Origin of the sequence: Robertmurraya kyonggiensis (assembly GCF_005116465.1) — a bacterium.
Taxonomy (GTDB): Bacteria; Bacillota; Bacilli; order Bacillales; family Cytobacillaceae; genus Robertmurraya; species Robertmurraya kyonggiensis.
In genome coordinates this window covers 449,939-473,060 of sequence record NZ_SWBM01000002.1, presented here as the reverse complement: position 1 = coordinate 473,060, position 23,122 = coordinate 449,939, and the positions used below count along the sequence as shown (strand labels likewise).

19 protein-coding genes and 1 pseudogene are annotated in these 23,122 nt (G+C 37.8%); 3 read left to right on the top strand and 17 right to left on the bottom strand.

Going from position 1 to position 23,122, the window contains the following annotated elements; genetic code table 11:
- Positions 1–222: 222 nt before the first annotated feature.
- Genes treC through FA727_RS13450 form a run of 3 tightly spaced genes read right to left on the bottom strand, consistent with a single transcriptional unit; the run spans position 223 to position 4,085 of the window.
- Positions 223–1,854 (bottom strand): alpha,alpha-phosphotrehalase, encoded by a 1,632-nt coding sequence (gene treC, locus FA727_RS13460; RefSeq protein ID WP_136831597.1) that lies wholly within the window; start codon positions 1,852–1,854, stop codon positions 223–225.
- A gap of 18 nt (positions 1,855–1,872) precedes the next feature.
- Entirely contained in the window at positions 1,873–2,703 is an 831-nt protein-coding gene (locus FA727_RS13455; protein WP_136831595.1) for an alpha/beta hydrolase, read from the bottom strand.
- Positions 2,703–4,085 carry a PTS transporter subunit EIIC gene (locus FA727_RS13450; RefSeq protein ID WP_136831593.1) on the bottom strand — a complete coding sequence of 461 codons (1,383 nt, stop codon included), beginning with the start codon at positions 4,083–4,085 and terminating at the stop codon, positions 2,703–2,705. Before FA727_RS13450 ends, FA727_RS13455 begins: the two co-directional genes overlap by 1 nt.
- 176 nt (positions 4,086–4,261) lie before the next feature.
- On the opposite strand from FA727_RS13450, the gene FA727_RS13445 reads away from it, so the two are divergent.
- Positions 4,262–4,990: a GntR family transcriptional regulator gene (locus tag FA727_RS13445; RefSeq protein ID WP_136831591.1), complete on the top strand. Its 729-nt coding sequence runs from the start codon at positions 4,262–4,264 to the stop codon at positions 4,988–4,990.
- 709 nt (positions 4,991–5,699) lie between these two features.
- Here FA727_RS13445 and FA727_RS13440 read toward each other — a convergent pair.
- The gene (locus FA727_RS13440) at positions 5,700–6,629 is read right to left on the bottom strand and encodes a nuclease-related domain-containing protein (protein ID WP_136831589.1); all 930 of its coding nucleotides are present in this window, start codon (positions 6,627–6,629) and stop codon (positions 5,700–5,702) included.
- Positions 6,630–6,964: 335 nt separating this feature from the next.
- Positions 6,965–8,101, bottom strand: a complete 1,137-nt coding sequence (locus FA727_RS13435; protein ID WP_136831587.1) for an SEC-C metal-binding domain-containing protein — start codon at positions 8,099–8,101, stop codon at positions 6,965–6,967.
- A gap of 256 nt (positions 8,102–8,357) precedes the next feature.
- On the opposite strand from FA727_RS13435, the gene FA727_RS13430 reads away from it, so the two are divergent.
- Both FA727_RS13430 and FA727_RS13425 read left to right on the top strand, forming a co-directional pair.
- Positions 8,358–9,323 (top strand): BMP family lipoprotein, encoded by a 966-nt coding sequence (locus FA727_RS13430; RefSeq protein ID WP_136831585.1) that lies wholly within the window; start codon positions 8,358–8,360, stop codon positions 9,321–9,323.
- A gap of 16 nt (positions 9,324–9,339) precedes the next feature.
- On the top strand, positions 9,340–11,001 hold the full coding sequence (locus FA727_RS13425; protein WP_136831583.1) for a methyl-accepting chemotaxis protein: 1,662 nt from the start codon (positions 9,340–9,342) through the stop codon (positions 10,999–11,001).
- A gap of 119 nt (positions 11,002–11,120) precedes the next feature.
- Here FA727_RS13425 and FA727_RS13420 read toward each other — a convergent pair whose 3' ends face one another.
- The 12 genes and pseudogenes from FA727_RS13420 to FA727_RS13365 form a co-directional block, all read right to left on the bottom strand.
- Complete coding sequence (locus tag FA727_RS13420) at positions 11,121–11,651, bottom strand: chromate transporter (protein WP_136831581.1); 531 nt, start codon at positions 11,649–11,651, stop codon at positions 11,121–11,123.
- On the bottom strand, positions 11,648–12,214 hold the full coding sequence (locus FA727_RS13415; RefSeq protein ID WP_136831579.1) for a chromate transporter: 567 nt from the start codon (positions 12,212–12,214) through the stop codon (positions 11,648–11,650). The genes FA727_RS13420 and FA727_RS13415 overlap by 4 nt, the downstream gene beginning before the upstream one ends.
- Positions 12,215–12,286: 72 nt before the next feature.
- Positions 12,287–13,897: a gamma-glutamyltransferase family protein gene (locus tag FA727_RS13410; protein ID WP_136831577.1), complete on the bottom strand. Its 1,611-nt coding sequence runs from the start codon at positions 13,895–13,897 to the stop codon at positions 12,287–12,289.
- A gap of 284 nt (positions 13,898–14,181) precedes the next feature.
- Positions 14,182–14,733, bottom strand: a complete 552-nt coding sequence (gene hpf / locus FA727_RS13405) for a ribosome hibernation-promoting factor, HPF/YfiA family (RefSeq protein ID WP_136831575.1) — start codon at positions 14,731–14,733, stop codon at positions 14,182–14,184.
- Between the two features lie 278 nt (positions 14,734–15,011).
- The gene (locus FA727_RS13400; protein WP_136831573.1) at positions 15,012–15,212 is read right to left on the bottom strand and encodes a putative motility protein; all 201 of its coding nucleotides are present in this window, start codon (positions 15,210–15,212) and stop codon (positions 15,012–15,014) included.
- 23 nt (positions 15,213–15,235) lie between these two features.
- Positions 15,236–15,583: a flagellar protein FliT gene (gene fliT, locus FA727_RS13395; protein WP_136831571.1), complete on the bottom strand. Its 348-nt coding sequence runs from the start codon at positions 15,581–15,583 to the stop codon at positions 15,236–15,238.
- Positions 15,583–15,987, bottom strand: a complete 405-nt coding sequence (gene fliS / locus FA727_RS13390) for a flagellar export chaperone FliS (RefSeq protein ID WP_136831569.1) — start codon at positions 15,985–15,987, stop codon at positions 15,583–15,585. The genes fliT and fliS overlap by 1 nt, the downstream gene beginning before the upstream one ends.
- A gap of 23 nt (positions 15,988–16,010) precedes the next feature.
- Positions 16,011–17,492, bottom strand: a complete 1,482-nt coding sequence (locus FA727_RS13385) for a flagellar hook-associated protein 2 (RefSeq protein WP_136831567.1) — start codon at positions 17,490–17,492, stop codon at positions 16,011–16,013.
- A 12-nt stretch (positions 17,493–17,504) separates the two neighbouring features.
- Positions 17,505–17,852 carry a flagellar protein FlaG gene (flaG, locus tag FA727_RS13380; RefSeq protein ID WP_136831565.1) on the bottom strand — a complete coding sequence of 116 codons (348 nt, stop codon included), beginning with the start codon at positions 17,850–17,852 and terminating at the stop codon, positions 17,505–17,507.
- An 836-nt stretch (positions 17,853–18,688) separates the two neighbouring features.
- Positions 18,689–19,442: pseudogene (gene rfbF, locus FA727_RS13375) on the bottom strand (glucose-1-phosphate cytidylyltransferase).
- 57 nt (positions 19,443–19,499) lie between these two features.
- Positions 19,500–21,062 (bottom strand): glycosyltransferase family 2 protein, encoded by a 1,563-nt coding sequence (locus tag FA727_RS13370; RefSeq protein WP_136831562.1) that lies wholly within the window; start codon positions 21,060–21,062, stop codon positions 19,500–19,502.
- 13 nt (positions 21,063–21,075) lie between these two features.
- Complete coding sequence (locus tag FA727_RS13365; protein ID WP_136831560.1) at positions 21,076–23,103, bottom strand: tetratricopeptide repeat protein; 2,028 nt, start codon at positions 23,101–23,103, stop codon at positions 21,076–21,078.
- Positions 23,104–23,122 lie beyond the last annotated feature (19 nt).

Sequence of the window (23,122 nt, the reverse complement as noted above, 5' to 3'; positions counted from 1 at the left end):
CATGCGGTCTCTATCTACCAGGTTCCTTCGATTTGTGTCTTCATGAGCTCTTCATGCGGACTCTATCTACCAGGCTCCTTCGATTTGTGTCTTCATGGGACCTTCTTGCGGACTCTATTTACCAGCTTACTTCGATTAGTGTCTTCATGAGCCCTATAAAATAAAAAGCGAAGCCCTCCCAAAACAGGTATTTACCCTTCTTTGGGACAGCTTCGCTCTTGATTACTTCTTATAGAACACTACAGCCTCATACGGCCCCAAGATCATCGTTTGCTCTAACGGACGTTCCTCGTAGTTGGACAGCAAAAACTCATAACCCGCAATCTCCACATCACGCATTGTGACCTCTACCGGCTGCTCAAAGAAATTCGTCATCACTAATAATTCCTCATTATTAAGTGTTCTTTGGTAAGCAAAAATCTCTTGCTGCTCCTGCAAAACTTGCCTAAACGAACCATACGCAATAACATCCATTTCCCTACGTAAAGAGATCAACTTTTTATAATAATGGAAGATCGAATCCTCATCCTGCAAGCTATTCGCAACATTGATATCCACGTAGTTATGAATCACCGGAATCCAAGGCTCTACATCGCTAAACCCAGTATACTCCGTATCATCCCATTGCATTGGGGTTCTCGCGTTATCTCGCGAACGAGCTTGGAGGATTTCAAAAATCTCTTCATCCGTTTTTCCAGCTTGCTTCAGGATGAGATAGTAATTCAAGCTCTCTACATCTTTATACTGCGCAAGCTTATCGAAATAGGCATTGGTCATGCCGATTTCTTCCCCTTGATACACATATGGTGTTCCTCGTAAAAAATGTACCATCGTCGCCAGCATTTTTGCTGATTCTTTATGATATTTGTCATCATTGCCGAAGCGCGAAACAATTCGCGGCTGGTCATGGTTACACCAGAACACGGCGTTCCAGCCATTGCCTTTTTCCATTTCGACCTGCCAGTTCACAAGCAGATTCATCAATGCTTCAAAATCGCAATCCTGCAATTCCCACTTCTGCTGATTCTTGTAATCAACCTTTAAATGATGAAAATTGAAGCACATGCTTAATTCTTTTTCATCCGGATTCGAATAGCGAATACAGTTGTCGATCGTCGTCGAAGACATCTCCCCAACTGTCACGATGAAATCCTCATTCAATCCCGTATCCAAACTCAGTTCCTTCAGAAATTCATGAATGCGCGGACCATCTGTATAAAACTTGCGACCATCACCATCTAGATCATCTTCAAAAACAAACGGCTTCGAAATCAAATTAATGACATCAAATCGGAAACCTTTAGTCCCTTTTTCAATCCAAAAACGGACAATCTTTTTCAATTCTTCACGTACTTCAGGGTTGTCCCAATTCAGGTCCGCTTGCGTTCGATCAAACAAATGAAGATAGTATTTTCCCAATGCAGGAACGTATTCCCAAGCATTACCCCCAAATTTGGATTCCCAATTGGTCGGGCTGTCTTTGAAGATATAATAATCTACGTATTTTGGGTCGCCTTGCAAAGCCTTTTGAAACCATTCGTGTTCAGTTGATGTATGGTTAAAAACCATATCAAACATGATATCGATGCCTCTTTTACCAGCCTCGGCAATTAACTCTTCAACATCCGCCATACTTCCATACAAAGGCTCAATATTGTAATAATCGGCAATATCGTATCCGTTATCGTTTTGCGGTGAGACGAAGAACGGGGTGAGCCAAATTAAATTGGCTCCCAACTCTTCTATATAATCTAATTTTTCGATTACGCCTCTTAAATCCCCAATTCCATCGTTGTTACTATCTTTATATGATTTCGGATAAATTTGATAAACAACCGTGTGCTTGTTCAACATGTTGAAACATCCTAACTATTATAGAGTCTCGTCAAGAAATTCGATACATAACGGGAACCAGTTTGCTACATGCGGATTAATATAATCCGATGTTTGTAGCTTGGACGAAGTCTTATCTGCTAACGATAAGCCATGTCTTCCTTTATGAAAAATATGTGTTTCAAAAGGAATCTTGTGCTTGGATAATTGACTTGCGTATACCCAAGCGTTCTCTACAGGCGTCGTCTCGTCTGCTGCCGTGTGCCAAATGAAGGTCGGGCTTGTCTGCTCCCCTACTAATTGATCGACATGGCGATACTCTTCATTTGTCGTTATTTTTTCCACAGCCTCTGCAAGAGCTGGGTGAATGGTAATCGTATCAAAGCTCACTAGTGCATAACAGAGAACTGTTGCATTTGGCTTCAAATTTTCAGTTGAAGTTTGTAATTTCTCTGCTAACCACTCTTGCTGCCAAACGCCATTATAGAGTGCACTTAAATGACCACCAGCCGAGCAGCCTAATAAGACAATTTTATTCGGGTCGATATTCCATTCGTCGGCATGTTCACGAATGTATTTCACCGTATAGCCAAGCTCCAATAATGGGTATGGTAAAAGTTCTTCTTTACTCTCTTTGTTGATAATCGAATAATTCAAGACAAACGCTTGATAACCTTGTGCCGCAAATGAAAGGGCCATTGGTTCAGATTCTCGATTCGAGATAAATTCATATCCACCACCAGGGCAGATAATGATAGCAGGCATTCGATAGTCTGGATCGATGGTTACCTTTTGTTGAATATACGTGTCTAGTTGAGCATTCTTTTCGCTATAACCAAAGTTCGGCAAGTCAATCGAACGAAATATCATTACATTTCACCTTTTTTCTTTCTTTTTTCATATCCAAAAATGAAAACTAATGCTGCTGTACCGAATACTGCGACAACAAATGAAATCAACATTGCATAGAAGCTGTGGTCGATTCCTGCTGGATTAATTCCGCCAAATAAACTGAAGACACCACCAGCAACGCCATAAGCTTCTGCATTCATCGCGCCCATAATTGCGCCACCGATTCCACCACCAATAATGGAGAACCAAAGAACTCTTTTAAACTTCAAACAAATACCGTATAACGTTGGTTCAGTAACCCCAAACATGGCTGAAATCGTTGCACCTGCTGCGATTTCTTTTTGAATTGGATCCTTTGTCTTGATCAGCATTCCAAGCGCTGCACCAAGCTGACAGAAGATTGATACTGCTAAGATTGCAAGTAATGGGTCATGTCCATTGGCCATGAAGTTTCCGATTGAGATCGGAAGCATCCCCCAATGTAAACCGAAGATAACAAGAATTTGCCAGAATCCACCGAGAATGAAGCCTGTAATCATCGGGCTTAAGTTGTAAATCCAGAATACGACTGTTGCTAATTGTCCACTTAAGAATGTGATGACTGGTCCAATTAATAGGAAAGTTAACACTCCAACTACGAGCATTGTAAAAAGTGGAGTCAAAATTAATTGAGTTGCACTAGGTAACTTTTTGTTCAACCATTTTTCAACGTAAGAACATAACCAAGCAGCCACTAGAACTGGGAATACGGATGACGAATAGTTCATGAGCACAACTGGAATTCCAAAGAAGTCTAAATCGACGTTGGCAAGTTGTGCTACGACTGTTGGATGGACAAGTGCCGCTCCAATAATCGCTGGAATGTAAGGATTTGTTTTAAGTTTTTTACCTGCTGAAAATCCAAGTAAAATAGGAAAAAAGTAGAATAGTGCGTCTGCTAGAGCATTAAGCAATAAATACGCGCCCGACTCTGCAGTAATTAGTTTAAAAATAGTAAGTAGTGCTAGAATTCCTTTTAAAATACCCGCTGCTGCTAACGGTCCGATGACTGGTGTAATCGTTCCTGTCAACGTTTCCAAAAAGCGGTTGAAGACGTTTTTCTTTTTTTCAGTTACTAGTACTTCTTCTTGTTGAGTCTCTTCGCCAGAGAATTTTGCACCTAGAATGTCGATAACTTCTGAGTACACTGCACCGACTAGGCTACCAATAACGACTTGATATTGGCCCCCACTTTTAACAACACTCATAACCCCTTTTAACTCGTTAATTTCTTCTGTGTTGGCAATTGTTTCATCTTTTAAGAAAAATCTTAATCTCGTAATACAATGAATTACTTTAATAACGTTAGTGGGACCACCCACACGGTCAACGATTTGTTGCGCTAGTTCATGATGGTTCATGACGCTATCCCCTCTCCATATTGTAAACGCTTTACACTTTGAATTTTAGATTTGTTTAAACAAATTGTCAATGCGTTTTCGGAGATTTGTTTAAACAAATTTGCAGTTCCGTAATTGATAAGGTTTTTCCAGTGTACTATAATGAGAGTGTCCATTACATATTGGGGGAATTTTTTATGGCTCAGAATAAATTTTTACATATATACGAAATTCTAAAAGCTCGGATTGCAAATGATTATTACTCTGATACCATGCTTCTTCCGACTGAAATGACACTCGTTGAAGAATTTAATGTGAGTAGAAATACCGTGCGTCGTGCGATTCAAAAATTAAATGAAGAAGGTCTTGTGTATAGCGTTAAAGGGCGCGGCGTTGTGATTTTAGAGAGTACGAAGAAAGACAATATGTACGTACCTTTGAGCAACTTCCAGGGATTCAACACCTTACATACAAACAAAAAATCGGAGTCTAAATCTATTGTGAAATCATTTCGTGAAATAATAATAGATGAGGATTTAGCAGAACGAACATCCTTTGATGCAGGGGAAACCGCTTATTTCATCGAGCGAATTCGTATCGTCGATGGAGTGAGAGTAATGTATGATACGAGTTATTTTCGCGCAAACATTGTCGAGAATTTGACGGAAGAAATTGCGCACGGCTCGATTTATAGTTATATCCGAGAAACGATAGGAATCCAAATCGCTTCAGCAAAAACGTTTTTGAAGGTCGAAACAGCTATTGCTAAGGATATGGAGTACCTCGATTTAGACGGCAATAATTGTGTAGGTGCCGCGGAGAATATTGTCTATACAGACATGGGAAAACTATTTGAGTATACAGAAATTCGCTTTATTCCGAATAAGTTTGTGATAACGAACTTTGCGCAGAATATTAATGAGTAGATAAGTGTTTGGGGTTTTTGGGGAGTTTGGCTTGCTGATAGATTTATAGACCGTGGCCAGGGTGCATGAAGACATTGTTTATGTAGTTTCTGGATTTAGAGCCCACATGACTGGTTCATCTGGACTCTATTTATGTGGCTGCTGGCATTAGTGTCTTCATGACGAGCTTATGCGGACTCTATTTATATTGTTGCTGCCATTAGTGTCTTCATGACGTCCTCATGCGGACTCTATTTATGTTGTTGCTCCCATTAGTGTCTTCATGACGAGCTCATGCGGACTCTGTTCATGTTGTCGCTTTCATTTGTGTCTTCATGACGCCCTCATGCGGACTCTATTTATATTGTTGCTGCCATTAGTGTCTTCATGACTCCTTCATGCGGACATTGTTCATGCTGTTGCTAAGATTAGTGTCTTCATGACTCCTTCATGCTGACTCTATCCATGCTGTTTCTAAAATTAACGTCTTCATGGAAACAGTACTTGTGATTCCCCCCCAAAAAAAGGTATTTTATAAGTACCCTAAATAATAGAACTAGCTCCCTCCATAATGTAGCCTTGATTGGGTTGATAGGCATCCCAATTTGATCTACGAATTTACGGATAATGAGCTAGTTTTTTCAATGTCGGCAACCATAAGACTAGCCTAAGCGTTAATTCAGAGAGCCAGTCCTTCAATTACCTATTTTTAGATTTCCATTCCAAAAAATTATACATAGTATGAAAATTTCCCACGAGAGTTCCGAGTAAAGTTTTTTATTAGTTGCCTCTGAATTGTCTTTTCACGCATTGATCCATTACACCAATCATACATTCCCATAGTGGTGATCTTTTTCTCCGGAAAAAGTACCTGCAACTCATCTACACTACGCAGAACAATAGATTCAATACTTTCCATTTTTGAACATTCACAACAAACTAGTTGTCCTCGTCTATTGATTAAGGGCAACATAGCCGATCCGCATTCCATACAAATAACACCTTTCGATAGTTCACTGTATTCATACTTTGGGATAGTCGAGTTGGGATAATGATTGAGTTTTTCTGAAAGAATAGTCTCAATGAGCTTGTTGTATCGTGTGCCGGGGTTTGATGTATCCATTTGTAGTTTTTCAATGAATCTATCAAGCTGTGTAGGAAGAATAATATTTGGAATTTGAGGAGCCTGATAAAGAGTAAAGTGAGGATTTATAAATATCAGATATGATTTAATACTAATGTTATATTTTCGTTCCAGCAAAAATTTTCTTAACAATGCTGTGCACCGCTCCAATTGATGATAGGGATTCTTGATTTCTATTCCAGAAGTCGTTTTCCACGCGTCTCCTTCCATGCAGAAATCACCTTCAAAATTTTTAATATCGAACATATGCAAACCATCTTTAGAAAAGCCTAAAGAATCCATCTGAAAATGAGAATTGTTTTGTTCGAGGAGTATATCATTCATAAACAACATGTCTTTTAAAAAAGTATCCGCTAAAGCATCAAACTGTTTCTCGCCTTCAAAACCTTTTTCGAGATGTAAATGGTACTGTTTTTCCTTTTCAGTCAAGCCATTTCTGGAGGATAAATAACTGTGGATTAATAACTCAGGGGATTCACTACGAGGAAGGATAATCAAAACCTCACAACCTTTCATTTTTTATGGAGTTACACAGTAATCATAACATTCCGCTTCTATTATGCATGTGATAATATCAACACTTTTGTTACTTGTTTGGGAAAAAACAATACTTGAGTCTTGTCACGGGGACATTATTCACTGAGGTTCTCCGTTTAGTGTCTTTATGAATGGGGCATGCGGACATTGTTCAACGGGGTTCTCTAGTTAGTGTCTTCATGACGCGCTCATGCGGACATTGTTCACCGTGATTCTGCAATTAGTGTCTTCATGCACATTCAGATACAGCAAAAAGGCCGTTTCCCAAAAAAGGTCGCTTAATTAGCAACCCTTTTGGGAACGGCCTCTTTCAATCAAAACGGAATATACTCGTCATCATCATCGTCATCCTCCAGGTCATCAAAAGGATTGATGCCTTGAGCTGCTAGGCCCTCGATGATATTTTCCAGATGGACACTTCGGAGTTCCATAATGATATCTTGCAAATCCATTTCTAGATCTGCAATCGCGCTTCCAAGTGTGGAAGCAGAAATGCCATAAGCTTGGGCGATTTCTTTTTTAGTTATATCGATCATCGGATTCACCGATGCGTTGATGTAATGAATCGCCGCTGCATAAGTCGCCGGCTTTTTCGTCATTCGTGGCGCAACTTCACAATATTGATTCCACAGAATGAAACCTGTTGCAATCAGTGTGTTCGGAGCTTCGAGCTTCTTCATTTCTGCTTCAAAAAGATCCGCGACTTCCTTATGAATCGGGCTCTTCCACTCAAAATCCTCTGCGCCATATTCCATCGTCTCATAAGGGACATCATTCATAAGTGTAAGAAATTCATCCTTTAAAAACTCAATCGGATCTTCATACCCTGAATTCTCGAAAACTTCCTTAAGATAGAACTCTTCCCTGTCATCCTTCTCCCCTTCTAGGTCAAAGACAGATGTAAACAGGATTGACTCGCCACCAAATGGGACAAGGAATCCAAATACAAACGAATTTTCTTCTGGTTCAGTAGGTTCAAGTAACTTAATCGAAATGATCTCTTCGGTTAATGTATCCTTCACTTTCATAGAATCAGAGCTTAGAGAAAGCAATCTTCCCGCAATTGGTCTTGGATTCGTCCAAGATTGCAAAATCTCTTTTACCATCGGACGCTGGATCATTTTGCTTCGTCCCTTGATAAATTGCTGTAGGATCGTCTCCCCATTTTCAACCGGTACAAACAACGCATACCAAATTGTATGGACAAATGAATAAAATTCCAGTTCATCCTCATCTTCAGTCAACAACTCATCTAGCTTTTCCTCGAAATCTTCGACAAGTTCTTCCTCATATTCATGCATCGCATATTGAATCACTTGTGTTTGCAGCGCTAAAATCTCTTGTTCAATTATGGAAGTAATCGAAACGGTCTTTTGAGCACCACAACATTTTTTATATTTCTTCCCGCTTCCGCAGGGACACGGTTCATTTCTACCTACACTTACATTCAACTTTACTGCTCCTCCCCTTTATACACGTACCTACCATTCTATCACTAATATTAGTTTAATCATTTTTTCAAAAAAGCAAAACTATTTTATTGGAAAAAACCTCTTGAATTCCACAACTATATTCCTATAGCATTAAACCACTTTCGACAAATTTCGCAAAATATCTAAAAGTCGACAAAAAGACCTAAATTATCTCGAATTCGAACCGATATTATACCAGTAAATTATCTTACACTAACTTGGAGGTTTAACCAACATGAAAAAATTGAGTTTTATTATTTTGTTGGTCTTTCTTATAAGCGGCTGCTCTAGTGCTGCCGTAGAAAAAAAGGATGAACATAAAATTGGCATACTCCTTTCCGATGCCGGTCTTGGCGATGAATCTTTTAACGATTCAGCTTTTCGTGGATTGGAACGCGCACGAGATGAATTCGGAATTACTTTTGATTATCGTGAAGCACCAGATGGTGAATTAGAAAAGCCATTGACTGAGCTTGTGGAGCAAGGAAACGACATCATTATTGGATTAGGATTCTCCGTTAAGGAAGGTCTTGAAACAGTAGCGAAGAAATATCCTGATCAGCAATTCTTATTGATTGACGAAGTATCTGAACTAGAAAATATCGCATCGATTACTTTTAAAGAGCAAGAAGGAAGCTTCTTAGTTGGAATGGTCGCAGCGATGACAAGTAAGACTGATAAGATCGGCTTCGTAGGAGGGGTGGACGTTCCCCTAATTCACCATTTTGAAGCAGGATTTAAGCAAGGTGTGAAATATGTAAAACCAAACGCAGAGGTATTCGTTGACTATGCTGGTTCATTCGATGATGTTGAACTAGGCAAAAAATTAGCGACAGCTCAAATCGATAAAGGTGCTGACTTTATTTACCATGCAGCTGGATTCACAGGTTACGGGGTCCTACAAACAGCACAAGAGCGTAAAATATATGCAGCTGGAGTGGACACGGATCAATTTTTCGTAGCAGAAAAAGCGGTTGTGACATCGATGTTAAAAAATGTCGACAATGCAGTTTATGATATTGCAAAAATGATTAATGAAGACGGAAAAATCGATGCTGACTCATACTTACTTGGTTTAGCAGAAAACGGGGTTGGCCTTGCTGAAATTAGAGTGGCATCTCTGACGCCAGATCAACAAAAAGCGATTGAAGAAGCAACGAATAAAATCATTTCAGGCGAAATTACCGTTGATTCGGAGTAAAGGAGGGAACTAGATTATGAGACTTAGAGGCCGTCTATTAAGCATGTCCATCATTCCAATGATTCTTTCGGCATTTATCATTGGATTTATGATTATTCAATTAGTCAATATTCAAAGCTCTAGTAAAAATGATGTTGAAATTCTGCTACAGGTAGAGGAATTAAAGGGCAATTCGAACGTTGCCAAGCAAGCCCTAGCGAACTATACAGGGAATCCTTCTGAAGCGAATAAAACAGAAGCGTTAGAAATCCTTGATAGCATTCAAGTAAAAATGACTGAGCTTGATAAGATTCTAAGCGATGACGAGCACAAACAGCTTTTACAAAAAGCAGAAGGCAAATTTAAAACATTATCTACAGCAACACAGACAGCGTTTGAACAAGATAATAAAGCAGAAATCAAGCGTCAATCGATTCGAGTTTCCGGCGTGTTAAACGACGTTTACATGTTGGATAAAAGAACAAACGAATGGTATGAAGAAATCCTTAAGCAAACAGAGGCAAAGATTGATGGTGTCGTGCTCTTTTCTAGCATTAGCATCGGTGCATTGATTCTGATCATGAGTGTGGTTATTTGGGCAGGATCACAAAAGATTTCAAGACCATTAAATGAAATTGTTGAGGTGGCGAATAAAATTGCTGCAGGTGATTTAACAAGCCAGTTGACTCAATCTGATAAAAAAGCGAAGAGTAAGTTTGAAATTGATCAATTGAATTCGGCGTTTATTTTTATGATGGAAAACTTAAAGGGCACGGTCAGCTCGATTGAACAAATCGGGAAAGACGTAACAGCGTTCACGAAAGAAGTTTCCACACAAATGGAGAACTTATCTGAAGTGAGTAGCCAGGTGGCCGAATCGACTGAGGAACTTGCAAAAGGAAGCGAATCAATTTCTGCTGATATCCAATCTACTGCATCCTTGATGGGAAGCATGAGCCAGGATTTCGTGCATGTGCAGGATGAAAGTAGACAAGCATCTGAAGCAAGTGCAAGTGCATTCAAGTCCGTTGAAGTTGGTCGCGAATCATTAAATAAGCAAGGCGAAATCGCGCAACAGCTTTCGAAGTCGACTGAAAATATCGCTATGTCTGTAAAAGAGTTCGCTCAATTTACAGGTGAAATCGAATCTGCAGCTCAATCGGTACGTGCAATTGCCGAACAAACTAACCTACTTGCATTGAATGCAGCGATCGAAGCAGCTCGTGCGGGTGAAGCTGGTAAAGGTTTCGCGGTTGTAGCGGACGAGGTACGAAAGCTTGCCGAAGATTCTACACAAGCAACTCATTTAATTACTGCGATGGTTTCAAATATCATGAGTGGTTTGAAAAATATCGTTGAAGCAACTGAACTTGGAAATGTGTTGACTGTTCAACAGGAACAAGCGAAAGTTTCTACTGAGCATGCTTTTGAAACGATTGCTACAGATGTAACTTCGATTCAAGAAAGATTAGAAGAGTTAGTTCGCAGCGTTGAGAGATCAACTGAAATGGGTAACCAAGTATCTCTTGCAGTTGAAAACATTTCTGCGATTACGGAAGAAACAGCAGCTGGAACAGAGGAAATCTCCGCTTCCACAGAAGCACAGCTAAATGCCTTCCAGGAAGTAAACAACATGATTCTGAAGCTTCAAGATATGACGGAAGTATTGAAGAAGGAATTGGATAAGTTTACGATTTAAGTTTTATGATTGGGACAGCCCCGGAAATTGGTTTCCGGGGCTGTTTTTTTATGGGATGGGAGCGATATCGGCGGTTTTTGCGATATATCGGCGAACTCGTAAAATTCGGGATGGCTCGGCTAAGCTAGCACAACCGCCCCATATACCAATGCCCCAGCAATCACATACGCCGGATGCACCTTCAATTTTTCCATTAAAACAAAGCTTGCCGCTCCAATGAAAAGGGTTTGCCAGATGCCGACTCCTTCGTAGGCGGAGAAAAAGAACTCATAGGTCATGATACCGAGCAAAACAGCAATAACCGGTCGGATATACGTCGTCATGCGCTTAACTCTCGGCGATTCCTTATATTTCATTAATAACCCTAGTAAAGCAATCATTAAAATCAGTGACGGTCCGACCGTTGCAAAAACGGCGATAATCGCACCAAGTATGCCGCCCTCTTGATAACCGATGTAACCGGCCATTTTTGTGGCAATGGGCCCTGGCAAAGCATTGCCTAATGCGAGCACCTCACTGAACTCCTCCACTGACAGCCAACCGTAACGGTCAACCACTTCATGTTCCACCAACGGAATCGAAGCGGGCCCCCCACCGTATCCAAGAATTCCTGGAAGGAAAAACGCTAAAAATATCTGCCAATAGATCATGATGCCTGATTCTCCTTTTTCTCCGAAGTGGAATCCTTTTTCACCAACGCTGCTACGAGTAGAATCAAAATAATAATGGCAGGATGAATATTAAAGAAATAAAGGAGAACAACACCAACAACAATTAGAACACTTGCCCATATCCAACCTAGCTGTGATGTTCCAGACTTTTTTACAAAATCCCAGGTAAGGGTTGCAAGCATGACCATCACGACAGGCACAACCGCCGTTGCCATCCCCTTCACCCAAGGTTGATCCTTATAGGAATTCAGCACGGTTAAAAGTAGAATCATTAAAATAATGGTCGGCAGCATAGTCGCAATTAATGCATTGAGCATACCAAGAAATCCACCAACGCGATAGCCGATATAACCAGCCATCTTTGTTGCAATCGGTCCAGGCAAAGCATTTCCAAGGGCTAAAACGTCGCCAAATTCATCCGTATCCATCCATTTATATTTATCGACGACTTCCTTATGTACGAGCGGAATGGAGGACGGACCGCCCCCATACCCTAATATGCCTACGCGGAAAAATGCTAGAAAAATGTGTAAATGTGTCATTTTTTCACCCTTTCGCCACAATAATAAGGAGTGGTATACCTAATAATATACCACTCCACTGGCTATTCATGTTTACCAAGCTGCAATTGAGCCATCTGTGCGAGATTCCGTTCCACCCATTAAGACACCTGTTTCTGGGTCACGCCAAATAATTTGACCACGGCCAAATCCACCTGTGTCGACTGTCACCTCAATTTGATGCCCTTTTTGAACGAGTGCTTGCGCGATATGATTCGGGAAGCTGTGCTCAACCTGAACCTTTTTATCTCCGACCCATTGCCATCTCGGCGCATCTAAAGCAGCCTGCGGATTCAAATGGAAATCAATCGTATTCATAACAACCTGCATATGTCCCTGCGGCTGCATATAGCCTCCCATTACCCCAAATGGACCAACTGCCTCAGTTCCTTTTGTCAGGAATCCAGGAATGATTGTGTGATACGTTTTCTTCCCTGGCTTTAATGCATTCGGATGCTCAGGATTTAACGAGAAATCATGTCCGCGATTTTGCAAAGAAATTCCTGTACCTGGTACAACGAGTCCTGAACCAAAGCCCATGTAATTACTTTGGATAAAAGAAACCATGTTACCCTCACCGTCGGCGGTCGCAAGGTATACTGTTCCTCCACGTGGCGGCTGGTATGGACTCGGGTCAATTGCCTCGTCTCCAATTTCGTTTCGGCGGGATTGGCCGTATTCCTCAGATAGCAATTCCTCGACGGTAATCGGCATATCCTTCGGGTCTGTGATATAGGCTTTTCCATCTGTATAAGCCAGTTTCATCGCTTCAATTTGCTTATGGTAGGTATCGAGCGTATCTTTTGCTTGGAATTCGAAGCCGCTCGCGATGTTTAATGCTAAAAGAGCTACTAATCCTTGACCATTCGGCGGAATCTCCCAGACATCATAACCACGGTAGTTCACCTTAATTGGTTGCACCCATTCCGCTTTGTAGGCAGCTAAATCTTCTTTTGTGAGGAAACCATTGTATTTTTTAGAAAAAGCATCAATTTTTTCAGCTAGTTCGCCACGGTAAAAGCTTTCCCCGTTCGTTTCAGCGATCGAGCGTAGGGTTGCGGCATGTCCTGGAGATTTCCAGATCTCCCCGACCTTTGGCGCCCTCCCATCTGGTGCGAACGTTTCAAACCAATGTTGGAATTCATCCTCGGTTAATATTTCTTTATATCTTTTATAAGCATAATCCCAATATTTTCCGAGAATTGGCGTTAACGGATAGCCATTTTCCGCATAATCGATGGCAGGTTGAAGCACTTCTTTTAACGGTAGCTTCCCAAAACGTTTGGACAGCTCTGCCCATGCAGATGGAGTACCTGGTACAGTAACTGGAATCCAACCATGAGTTGGCATTTGCTCGTGTCCACGTTCTTTTAGTGCTTCGATTGAGATAGATTTCGGTGCTGGTCCACTTCCATTTAAACCGTGAAGCTCACCTTTTGTCCAAACAAGTGCAAATGCATCACTTCCGATTCCATTCGAAGTTGGCTCTACAACAGTTAGAGTTGCCGCTGTCGCAATCGCTGCATCAATCGCGTTTCCACCCTTTTTGAGAATATCAAGTCCTGCTTGTGCCGCTAGCGGCTGTGAGGTGGCCACCATTCCTCTGTTTGCGATGACCGCTGTACGCTGCGACGGATATGGATATTGTTGAAAATCAAAGTTCATTATGTATGCTCCCCCTTCTTATATTCATATTGTAATAGATTGTAGCAATATTCACAATTTTTGTTTTTAATTACGTGGAGAAGAGCGCGATTTTGAAGGCAATGCGTGGAAATCTCATGGATTCGCGTAAATTCCCCTTCTAATCTCGCGGGTTGAGAAAAGTATTTTGCGTGGATTTTGACCATAATTGCGTGTGATTTTAAGGGAATTGCGGATTTCGCTCTAAACACGAACATACAAAAACCGCACCCCCAATAATGGAGATGCGGTTTTATTCAACTATTTCATTGTGCCTCAATTAATCCATAACGCCCGTCTCTACGTTTGTACACGACGTTTGTTAGGTTCGTCTCAGCATTCATAAAGACGTAGAAGTTATGCCCTAACATATTCATTTGAAGGATGGCTTCCTCGCTATCCATTGGCTTTAAATCAAAGCTCTTTTGACGAACGACTTCAAGATCTTGCTCTTCTTCGATGACAGGTGCACCTTGTTCCTCAAACGTTGAAAATAATGCTTGGACATTCCCTTTTTCTCGGAACTTGCGGTTAACCTTTGTTTTATGCTTGCGAATTTGACGCTCCAATTTATCAGTAATTAAATCAATCGCTGCATACATATCTTCGTGAATCTCTTCTGCACGCAAAACTAGATTGGGAATCGGAATCGTCACTTCTACTTTGGATTTCTTGTCATTGTAGGTTTTTAAATTCACATGCACATTTGCCTCAGGAGTTTCGGTAAAATATCTTTCAAGTTTGGCAATTTTCTTTTCTACATACTCTCGAATTGCTGGAGTTACCTCAATGTTTTCTCCTCGTACGTTAAAATTCATTAGTGAACTCCTCCTTTTAGAATTTCCTTTACCTTTCATCCCCTGCTTTCCGGTCACCATCACGGCTCCAGTCACAAAAGATTTCATACAGTAGTCTTATTAAAAAAGACTATGTATTCTATTTCTATTTTAACCCTTCAAACTCCTGCTAAAACGATGAAAAAGTTTAAAAATCTTGTCGAATTGGTGACAGAGTTTTTGGGTAGAGTGGGCTATGTTATGTATGGGACTCCTAAAACATGATATCTGAAAAAAAATTAAGCGACCCAAAAGGTCGCTTAAGTGTTTATATCTATATTCCCACCAAGATTTGGCTGGGCTGCGTGTTGCAAAACTTTCACATCAGTACCTGTCATCATTTTGTGGATGAAATCAGCATTTACTTGTGCTTGATCCATCACTTTATTCATTACCGAAAATGAAGCCTGCTGTTGCACCTGACTCTGGCTTAAGGCCATTGACATTAAAGCGATATCCATGCGAACCTCCGCGCTCATAAAAATTAATTTCTTTTATCATAAAACATGCCATCGAAATTAACGGATTCGTATGGATTCGTATACTTCTTCATTGATGTCTTTTTCTTGTTCAAACCATTGATATCCCGTTGCACATAACTCCGGATAAGCTTTAGCTTTGCATCAATTTCACGATTCATTAAAATCATTTCTTGACCGAGCTTTTTATCTTCAGAAGAAAAAGGAGGCTGTATCGAAGGAAGGAATGTTTCTCTTTTTTCTAGAAGTAGCTCAATTTCCTTAATCGCTTCATCACGATTTTCAGTTTTGACCGCCTGAACAGCCTGAAACAATTGCTGTGTTACTTCATAGCACGCCTTGACCACAGTCATTAGGCTTTTCCACCATTTCCTGCATGCTGTCGCTGACGAATCATCTGAATCACCTGCTTCCAAGTGTCACGAAATTCAACAACAAACTCTTCTACTTCGCTCAAAATAGCAACGTCATTTTTCACATTTGCTTCAATTAATCGACGATTAAGATAGTCGTACAAAGAGAGTAAATTTTGTGAAATCTCTACATCCTTATTCAAGGTTATCATTAGCTCGGTAATAATGTTTTGGGCTTTTTGAACATTAATATTTTTTTCTGCAACATTTTTTTCTACCATTGCTTTTTTTGCCAAATTAATAAATTTCAAGCAACCGTTATAAAGCATTAAGGTTAGCTCACCAGGAGAAGCTGTGTTAACAGAGTTGTTCTGGTATTGCTGATATGGATTGGTCACTTCCATTAATTACACTTCCTTCAATAAAATTACATACTAAATTGCTGCGTGATATAGGCAGATTGTGTATTAGCTTGCTGAATCGCTTTTTCCATCGCCGTAAATTGTCTCCAATAGCGATCTTCAATCTGAATCAATCTCTCTTGAAAACGATCAATTTGATCTTCTATACTGTCCAAGTTACGCCCAAGAGAGAAAGTTGTATTAACACTCGTTGCCTTTCCTGCTTTCTGCTCAATTGTATCCATTGTACTTTTTAAGGTATCACGAAGTCTTCTTGCAATTCCTTTATCTCCTGTTTCTGTTCCTTCCTTTGCAAAAAGCTGGCGGACAGCATTTGGATCGTTTGCAATTGCTTCTTTTAATTTCTTTTCATCAATTGTTAGCTTTCCACCGTCCATATAATTAGCCGTGGTCGTTATTCCAATTTCAGCTAACTGGCTAAGTCCTGAAATTCCAGAAATTGGAGAATAAAAATCTGTACGCATTTTATTCAAAGCAGATGAGAGAGCCGAATCATTACGTAGTGTTCCACTACGGGCCTTTTCTTCCCACAGTTCAATTTCTTTTTCTTCCATCGCTTCTTTTTGTTCAGACGTTAACGGTTGATAATCACGATATTTTTTCTCATTAAGCTCTGTATTCAACTTTTCAATTAATTTATTGTATTCATCAACAAATTTTACGATTTTTTCAGTAATTTTATCCACATCTGCTGTTGAACTGAAAGTAACGTCTTTGTTATTCGCATTTTTTAATGATATTTCAAACCCATTAATCGTAAAAGTATTGGAAGAACGAGTAGTGGTGATTCCGTTATAGGTAAATTCTGCATTTACCCCAGCGGTTTTCGTAGCTGTATCTAAGCCTAATTTAGTGAACAAATCTCCACTCAAAACAATCTCATCTGTCCCAGCAACGTCCCCTGTATTTTTAGCAGAAACCGATAGTCCTCCTGTTTTTGTATCAAAAAACATCGTGACCCCTGTTTGTTCATTGATTTTGGCAATCAGACTTTCCAGCGTTTCTTCAACAGGATTAAAACTTATCTTGAAACCATCATCAAGCGTCCCATCTTTCTTGATTGCCTGGACTGTAATCTCATGAGGGATTGCAAGATTTGAGAAAATATCACTAATTTTCTTAGAAGAATCTGTAACCCCAGTATTACTCTTTACTATCATTGCAGCTGTGGCTAGCTTTTTTACATTAATCGTTCCTGAAAAATCTGAAGCTGAGCTTACGTTTTTGATTGCGACCTCATTTGAATCTGAAATTGAAACTGTCTTCTGATTATAGGTATCGGACAAAATCAAATCTTCAAAAATCATCGTATCCAAACTTAGCATCATCTTATTGATTTCCCTAAAATCATCCCGTTGCCATTCTAAGTATTGCTTTTTTTGCGTTAGCTTATCAAGTGGCACTCGTTCTGCCTTCATTAAATCACTGACAATCGTATCGATGTCCATTCCACTAGCTAAACCACCAATTCTCATACTAGACGCCATACATTCACATCCTTATATTTTCTTATCGATCAGTAATCCCAGATACTCAGCCATGGATGCATGCATATCCATTACTTTTTTTGAGGGTATTTCTTTAATAACTTCTTTTGTTCTATCATCAACAATAGTGGCATAATACTCTTCTAATTCTTCATGAAACTCAAATTTCAAATGAGTATTTAATGGTTTGAGAAACTCATTTATACTCGATACAACTTTTCTTATATCATCCTTCGATTGTACTTGCGGTAATTTTTCTTGTTGTTCAGATCGCTTTTCGGTTTTTCTATCAGAAAATTCTACTTGCCTTACTTCTTTATCAGCCAACTGAATATAAGTAGAAGATATTCGATCCAACATAATTTCAGTCCTCCTGTGACTATATACTATATATTTTATCGGTTGTAATAAGGGAATGTTTAGTCTGTAAATTAAGAATGAGTGAGAGGTAAATTATATTTTGCCTTTATTTGCATGGTAAAGTAAAAGAAGAGATTAATTAAAATTTTTGCTGCATTGTAAGTAGCAAAGGACCAAACTTAATTTATCACATAGTGTTTGAGTTAATATTCAGGTAACTTGGATAGGTAATACAGTAACCAGTAAGGTTGTTGACCACCAAAATTGTTGGTGAAATAACTCTTATCCGTCAATCTATATCGGGAATCTACTTTAATAGATAGGGAAGATAGAAAAGATTGTAATAAGAATTAAGATCCATTTTATATGGCTGTCCCTATCCCCACAATAATGTTAATAATTTAAAAATTCAAAAAGTTTAGCTTAATAAACCTTAACAATCTGAATCAATGAACTACCCTCTTGAGTGTTTTAAGTCGCAATCTCTCATTCTTAAATTTATCTACCCTTTTTCCTCGGAAATTGCTAGACCTGCCGTCCAACTTAGCACATTCATTTATAAACCCGAAGAGAATTTCTCTATTGATCTGCCCATTCAGTTGTTTACTGAGCTGACTAAATATGTTTATTTATTTTATCCAACAAAACCATTCATATAGCTAGCTCGGTGATTACCCAAGAGCTAACTATATGTATTTTGATATTACTACTAAAACTAAACTTATCTGAATTTTTCATAGACAAGCGGCCTAAATAGTAATTTGCCTATGAGTTTAACTTATCATTAAAAGGACTTTCTATTCTTTCCTTTTACATAATCTTCTCATAATTGTAAACTAGGAGGTTTTAAAATGTTCCCCCTCCAAATAACTCTTATCACTTAGAGTAACCATAGGTTGCCAAAAGTCTAAATGCTTAAAAGCCGCTAGCTGTTTATTCAATGCCAAATTTTCCAACGGCTGTCTTTCTAGTATTGTAAAATCTTTATCTATATAATCAATAACTTCTGGTTCCATTACAAAAAATCCTAAGTTTATGCAACCGCCTTCTCCTTGAGGCTTTTCTTGAAAACCCAGAACATGACCTTCATTATCAAAATCAAGCGCTCCAAATCTTCTACTTGGTTGAGTAGTTGTCACTGTTGCAATCTTTCGATTTGCTTTATGAAATTCCACTAAATTTCTTATATTAATGTTTAATACACCATCACCATAAGTAAGCATGAATGCCTCATTTTTGATGTATTCTCTTATCCTTTTTAGACGCCCACCAGTCATTGTGTCTAACCCGGTGTTTACTAGGGTGACTTTCCATCGTTCAACGGACAACTTATGGATAATTTGTTGATTATTATTTCTAAAATCAAATGTAACACCAGATTCGTGCAAAAAATAATGTACAAATTACTCTTTTATATAGTAACCTTTATAACCTAGGCAAATAATAAAATAATAAAATAATAAAATCATTAAATCCATAATAAGAATAAATTTTCATTATATGCCATGAAATAGGTTTTTCGCCAATTTCAATCATAGGTTTCGGAATTAAATGTGATTCTTCATTAATTCGAGTTCCAAAACCTCCCAGCTAATACCTTCGAGATGGACAAACGAAAAGATGCATATTAACAAATATTATTTTACTTTACCAACCAGTAATTTTAGAGAAAAGAGATGCGGCATCATAAACATTTTTCACATTAAAATCTTCAGAATTTAAACTTAAATTACCATTTTCGAACCCTACTTTGTAGCTGAATTTGGCTTTATTACTATAATTATTTGTTGTAGGTTTCATCAGGTAGTTTTCTTTAAACCATTTTCTTAATTGTGGCTCATCTTCTAAAGAACTTTCAATTTTTTTTAATTCTTGGCTATAAGTTGTGTCATTTTTATCAAGTCCCTCTACACATTTCTGTATCAATAATTTCCTATCTAAACACAATTCATGATCATTGGGAAATAAAACATCTTTGGCATTTAAGAATGACTCAGCTACAGCTGCTTCCAAAGATTTAACATCTGGAATAATGTTGTGTAAACTAAGACCAGCCTTATTATTTAACCTTATATAGTCTTTTTTCAACTCATTTGAATTACCTTTCCCATGATGATATGCAATCCCTATACTGTTGCCAGATGAACCACCTATAGTCATCGGAAGATCTACAGTTATATATTTGTTTTGTATATATGCCAATGCAAAACCTGAATATACATCTGGTGGATAACCTTTAAATACACTACCTGTATTCTTGATTAAAATCTCAAGTAAATCCTGGTGAACAACTGAATTACAGTAAAGCATTGGTAATATACTGTAGTTTGTCTCAAAATTTATTACCTTTTTAATGATAGTATTGGAATCTATTTCATTATAATTTATGGTTCCTTTTGGGTTTAGAGGAAATCCAAAAAAGTTTTCGTATCCTTTTAACTTAATATTCGGCCATCCATATGCGGCCATTCTCCAATGAAGAAGCTTTATACCTGTACGAGGTAAAATGCTATCCAAAGTAGACAATGCATGAAAAAGGAGACCATCATCAGAGCCTAGCATAATAACATATTCCCCTAATGCTTTTGATATAGCATAATTATAATTCTCGGTCATTGCTAATTCTTCATCAGGACGATAATACTTTATCCTTGGATCATTAAAATTTTTTATTAACTCCTTAGTAAAGTTATAATCGTCACTACTGTTATCACTGATAACAATTTCAAAATTGTCATGTTTTTGATTAAGACAAGTCTTTATTGTATACTTCAACGTATCAGCACTATTTCTAGTAGGAATAACCACACTGAATCTGTATTTATATATCTTAAGAGGATTCAAGTTTAGCGATTGCAAAATTTTATTAATATCTTTTTTTAACGATAAATCTGAGGTTGTCTCAAATGATTTTTTATAAAAGATAACAGCCTGCTCATTTTCACCTTTAGTATGAAAAATATAGGCGAGATTATAAAAAATATCAGAACTAATAATATTTCTTCTTATTGCATCAAAAAGTAACTCTTCTGCTAATTCTATTTCTCCAGTTTCAATATATATTATTGATTTCATACTTATTATATCTACATCATCTCTAATAATTTGTTCATACTGGCTGATAATATTTAGAGCTTGACGAAGGTCCCCAATATTTATCAGATCCTGTAATGATTTCTTAACCTTTTGTTTATAAGCATCCATTTCCATATATTTTTACCCCTTAATTATTAAACTTCATTAAAAAAATATATAAAGGTGAATCAATCAAGCCAGCATGATGATGCATTACCTCAACATTTACACTCCCATTTAGCATATAATTGATATATGCATCATATAATAAGATATTGTGTTTATCCGGTAATCTAGCAATTAACTCTAAAAAAGTTTTTACATCACCAACACACAAGTATGAAATGGCCTTGATATTATCTAATTCATTGGTTTTTATTCGGTATAACAATTCCTGCTTTATTTCATTTTTTATATACACTGATTTTCTAACAACTTCAACAAAGGTTGAAATATTATTATTTCTTATTAAGGAAAAAAGATACTGTTTTTCAATATATTTTAACTTTTCTATATCGTATGCTTTTCTTGCAAAACTTTCAAAATCCATATTGTTTTTCAAGTTATCAAATACTGCTTTCAAAGTGATAAAAATTGGTGAATCATAATGATTCACTAAATATTCAAGTGATTCTCCAATACCACTTAAAGTAGCGTCTTTTTCTTGAATACTAATAAGATTGTCCGAAATTCTGCAAAGTAGTGCCGCTCTTTCATTCCATGAATTCTCTGATAAATAATCACTAATAAGATGATCATCTAATTTTAGAGAAAGACATTTTTGAATAGCTTTATTAAAACTATCTTTATGATTTGCAAGAATTGTATTTATCTTTCCGAGTGCTGATTCGGGCATGAATGTAGTAATAACTGGGATGTTACATGCGATATATTCATATTGTTTAATTGGATCACAGTTAATAATAATGTCTGTATTTTCCTTAAAAGGAATAATCCCGATTTGCATATGTCTTAAATAGTTTTTTAAATCACTATGCTTTTTAGTACCGAGAAAATAAAGATTTGGGCAATTTTCTTTAAATAATTCATTTTTACCGAACCCTATAATCACAAAGGATTTATCCGGATTAGAATTTACTATCTCATAAAAAAGTTCCATATCAAACCATTCGTATATTGCACCAGAGTATACAATTCTCGGTTCAGGTATATGTTTGAGATCATCTGGAATATGTTCATTGTTGGTGAAAATAAAATCTCTTTCATTAACAGCATTTCGAGACAAATAAACATTTTTTCTTTCTTCAATAGATACTCGTTGTAAAAACAAGGAAGTAGCCGTAGTGGTAATAGCATCTGCTCGGTCCATTAATTCTTGTTCCCAGATAATATCGTGCTTATTTCCCCAAAATGCATATTCCAAATCAGAATGATCATCTACACATTCATAAATGTGGAAAAAATCACCTTTAAGAGAATTTATCACATTAACTTGATATGGCATATAGGTTAAAACTATTTTTTCCGTTTGTGTTACGGTATCTACTAATCTTTGCACAACATCAATATAGTTGTTACAGACCATTCTTTGTCCGCAAATTGCTGATATTGGTGTATAAATTTTGACACCATCTACCATTTTCATATTCTTAAAGGAATGATTTGTCAGGACCAAACTTGAAATGTTTTCGCTATTATCAACATTTATAATAGTGCTAGGCGAAACATAATAAACATCATGTCCAAGTTTAGCAAGAGAATGGGCAATATGATGCATTCTTTGATAGATATCTCCCCATCCACAGGAAGACAAAATTATAAAGCTTTTACGTATTTCTGACGCAGCAGTAATAAAAATGTTCTTAAGCGCCTCCTGATGCTCATACTTAGACAATATGTCATCTTTTAAATCACTATCTTTGGAATAACGATAGGAAAAGCCAAAATATAGTGATGCGTCGCTGTTATTTCCTATATTTTCCAGTGCGTATGCGTAATTAAAGTAAATATCTCCATTTTTCGGATCAATACTTAATGCCTTTTCAAGACACCCTATTGCAGCTTTATACTCACCTATTTTTAAGCACAATACCCCTCTTAAGTTCCAATAATCGGCATTATTCCAGTAATCAGATTCAATATTAATAATTGTGTTATACGCATGCTCTATATCATTATTTACTATATAATCTGCAATTTTCTTGAGTGCTGTCATTTATTATCCTCCAAATAAA

What these genes read in the sequence shown, in the direction of transcription:
- FA727_RS13370 (WP_136831562.1), bottom strand. Translation starts at nt 21,062, where the DNA reads ATGGAAATGGATGCTTATAAACAAAAGGTTAAGAAATCATTACAGGAT.
- FA727_RS13385 (WP_136831567.1), bottom strand. Translation starts at nt 17,492, where the DNA reads ATGGCGTCTAGTATGAGAATTGGTGGTTTAGCTAGTGGAATGGACATC.
- FA727_RS13440 (WP_136831589.1), bottom strand. Translation starts at nt 6,629, where the DNA reads ATGAAAGGTTGTGAGGTTTTGATTATCCTTCCTCGTAGTGAATCCCCT.
- FA727_RS13450 (WP_136831593.1), bottom strand. Translation starts at nt 4,085, where the DNA reads ATGAACCATCATGAACTAGCGCAACAAATCGTTGACCGTGTGGGTGGT.
- FA727_RS13410 (WP_136831577.1), bottom strand. Translation starts at nt 13,897, where the DNA reads ATGAACTTTGATTTTCAACAATATCCATATCCGTCGCAGCGTACAGCG.
- FA727_RS13365 (WP_136831560.1), bottom strand. Translation starts at nt 23,103, where the DNA reads ATGACAGCACTCAAGAAAATTGCAGATTATATAGTAAATAATGATATA.
- FA727_RS13445 (WP_136831591.1), top strand. Translation starts at nt 4,262, where the DNA reads ATGGCTCAGAATAAATTTTTACATATATACGAAATTCTAAAAGCTCGG.
- FA727_RS13425 (WP_136831583.1), top strand. Translation starts at nt 9,340, where the DNA reads ATGAGACTTAGAGGCCGTCTATTAAGCATGTCCATCATTCCAATGATT.
- FA727_RS13400 (WP_136831573.1), bottom strand. Translation starts at nt 15,212, where the DNA reads ATGGATATCGCTTTAATGTCAATGGCCTTAAGCCAGAGTCAGGTGCAA.
- hpf (WP_136831575.1), bottom strand. Translation starts at nt 14,733, where the DNA reads ATGAATTTTAACGTACGAGGAGAAAACATTGAGGTAACTCCAGCAATT.
- treC (WP_136831597.1), bottom strand. Translation starts at nt 1,854, where the DNA reads ATGTTGAACAAGCACACGGTTGTTTATCAAATTTATCCGAAATCATAT.
- fliT (WP_136831571.1), bottom strand. Translation starts at nt 15,583, where the DNA reads ATGACTGTGGTCAAGGCGTGCTATGAAGTAACACAGCAATTGTTTCAG.
- FA727_RS13455 (WP_136831595.1), bottom strand. Translation starts at nt 2,703, where the DNA reads ATGATATTTCGTTCGATTGACTTGCCGAACTTTGGTTATAGCGAAAAG.
- fliS (WP_136831569.1), bottom strand. Translation starts at nt 15,987, where the DNA reads ATGGAAGTGACCAATCCATATCAGCAATACCAGAACAACTCTGTTAAC.
- FA727_RS13415 (WP_136831579.1), bottom strand. Translation starts at nt 12,214, where the DNA reads ATGACACATTTACACATTTTTCTAGCATTTTTCCGCGTAGGCATATTA.
- FA727_RS13430 (WP_136831585.1), top strand. Translation starts at nt 8,358, where the DNA reads ATGAAAAAATTGAGTTTTATTATTTTGTTGGTCTTTCTTATAAGCGGC.
- FA727_RS13420 (WP_136831581.1), bottom strand. Translation starts at nt 11,651, where the DNA reads ATGATCTATTGGCAGATATTTTTAGCGTTTTTCCTTCCAGGAATTCTT.
- flaG (WP_136831565.1), bottom strand. Translation starts at nt 17,852, where the DNA reads ATGTTGGATCGAATATCTTCTACTTATATTCAGTTGGCTGATAAAGAA.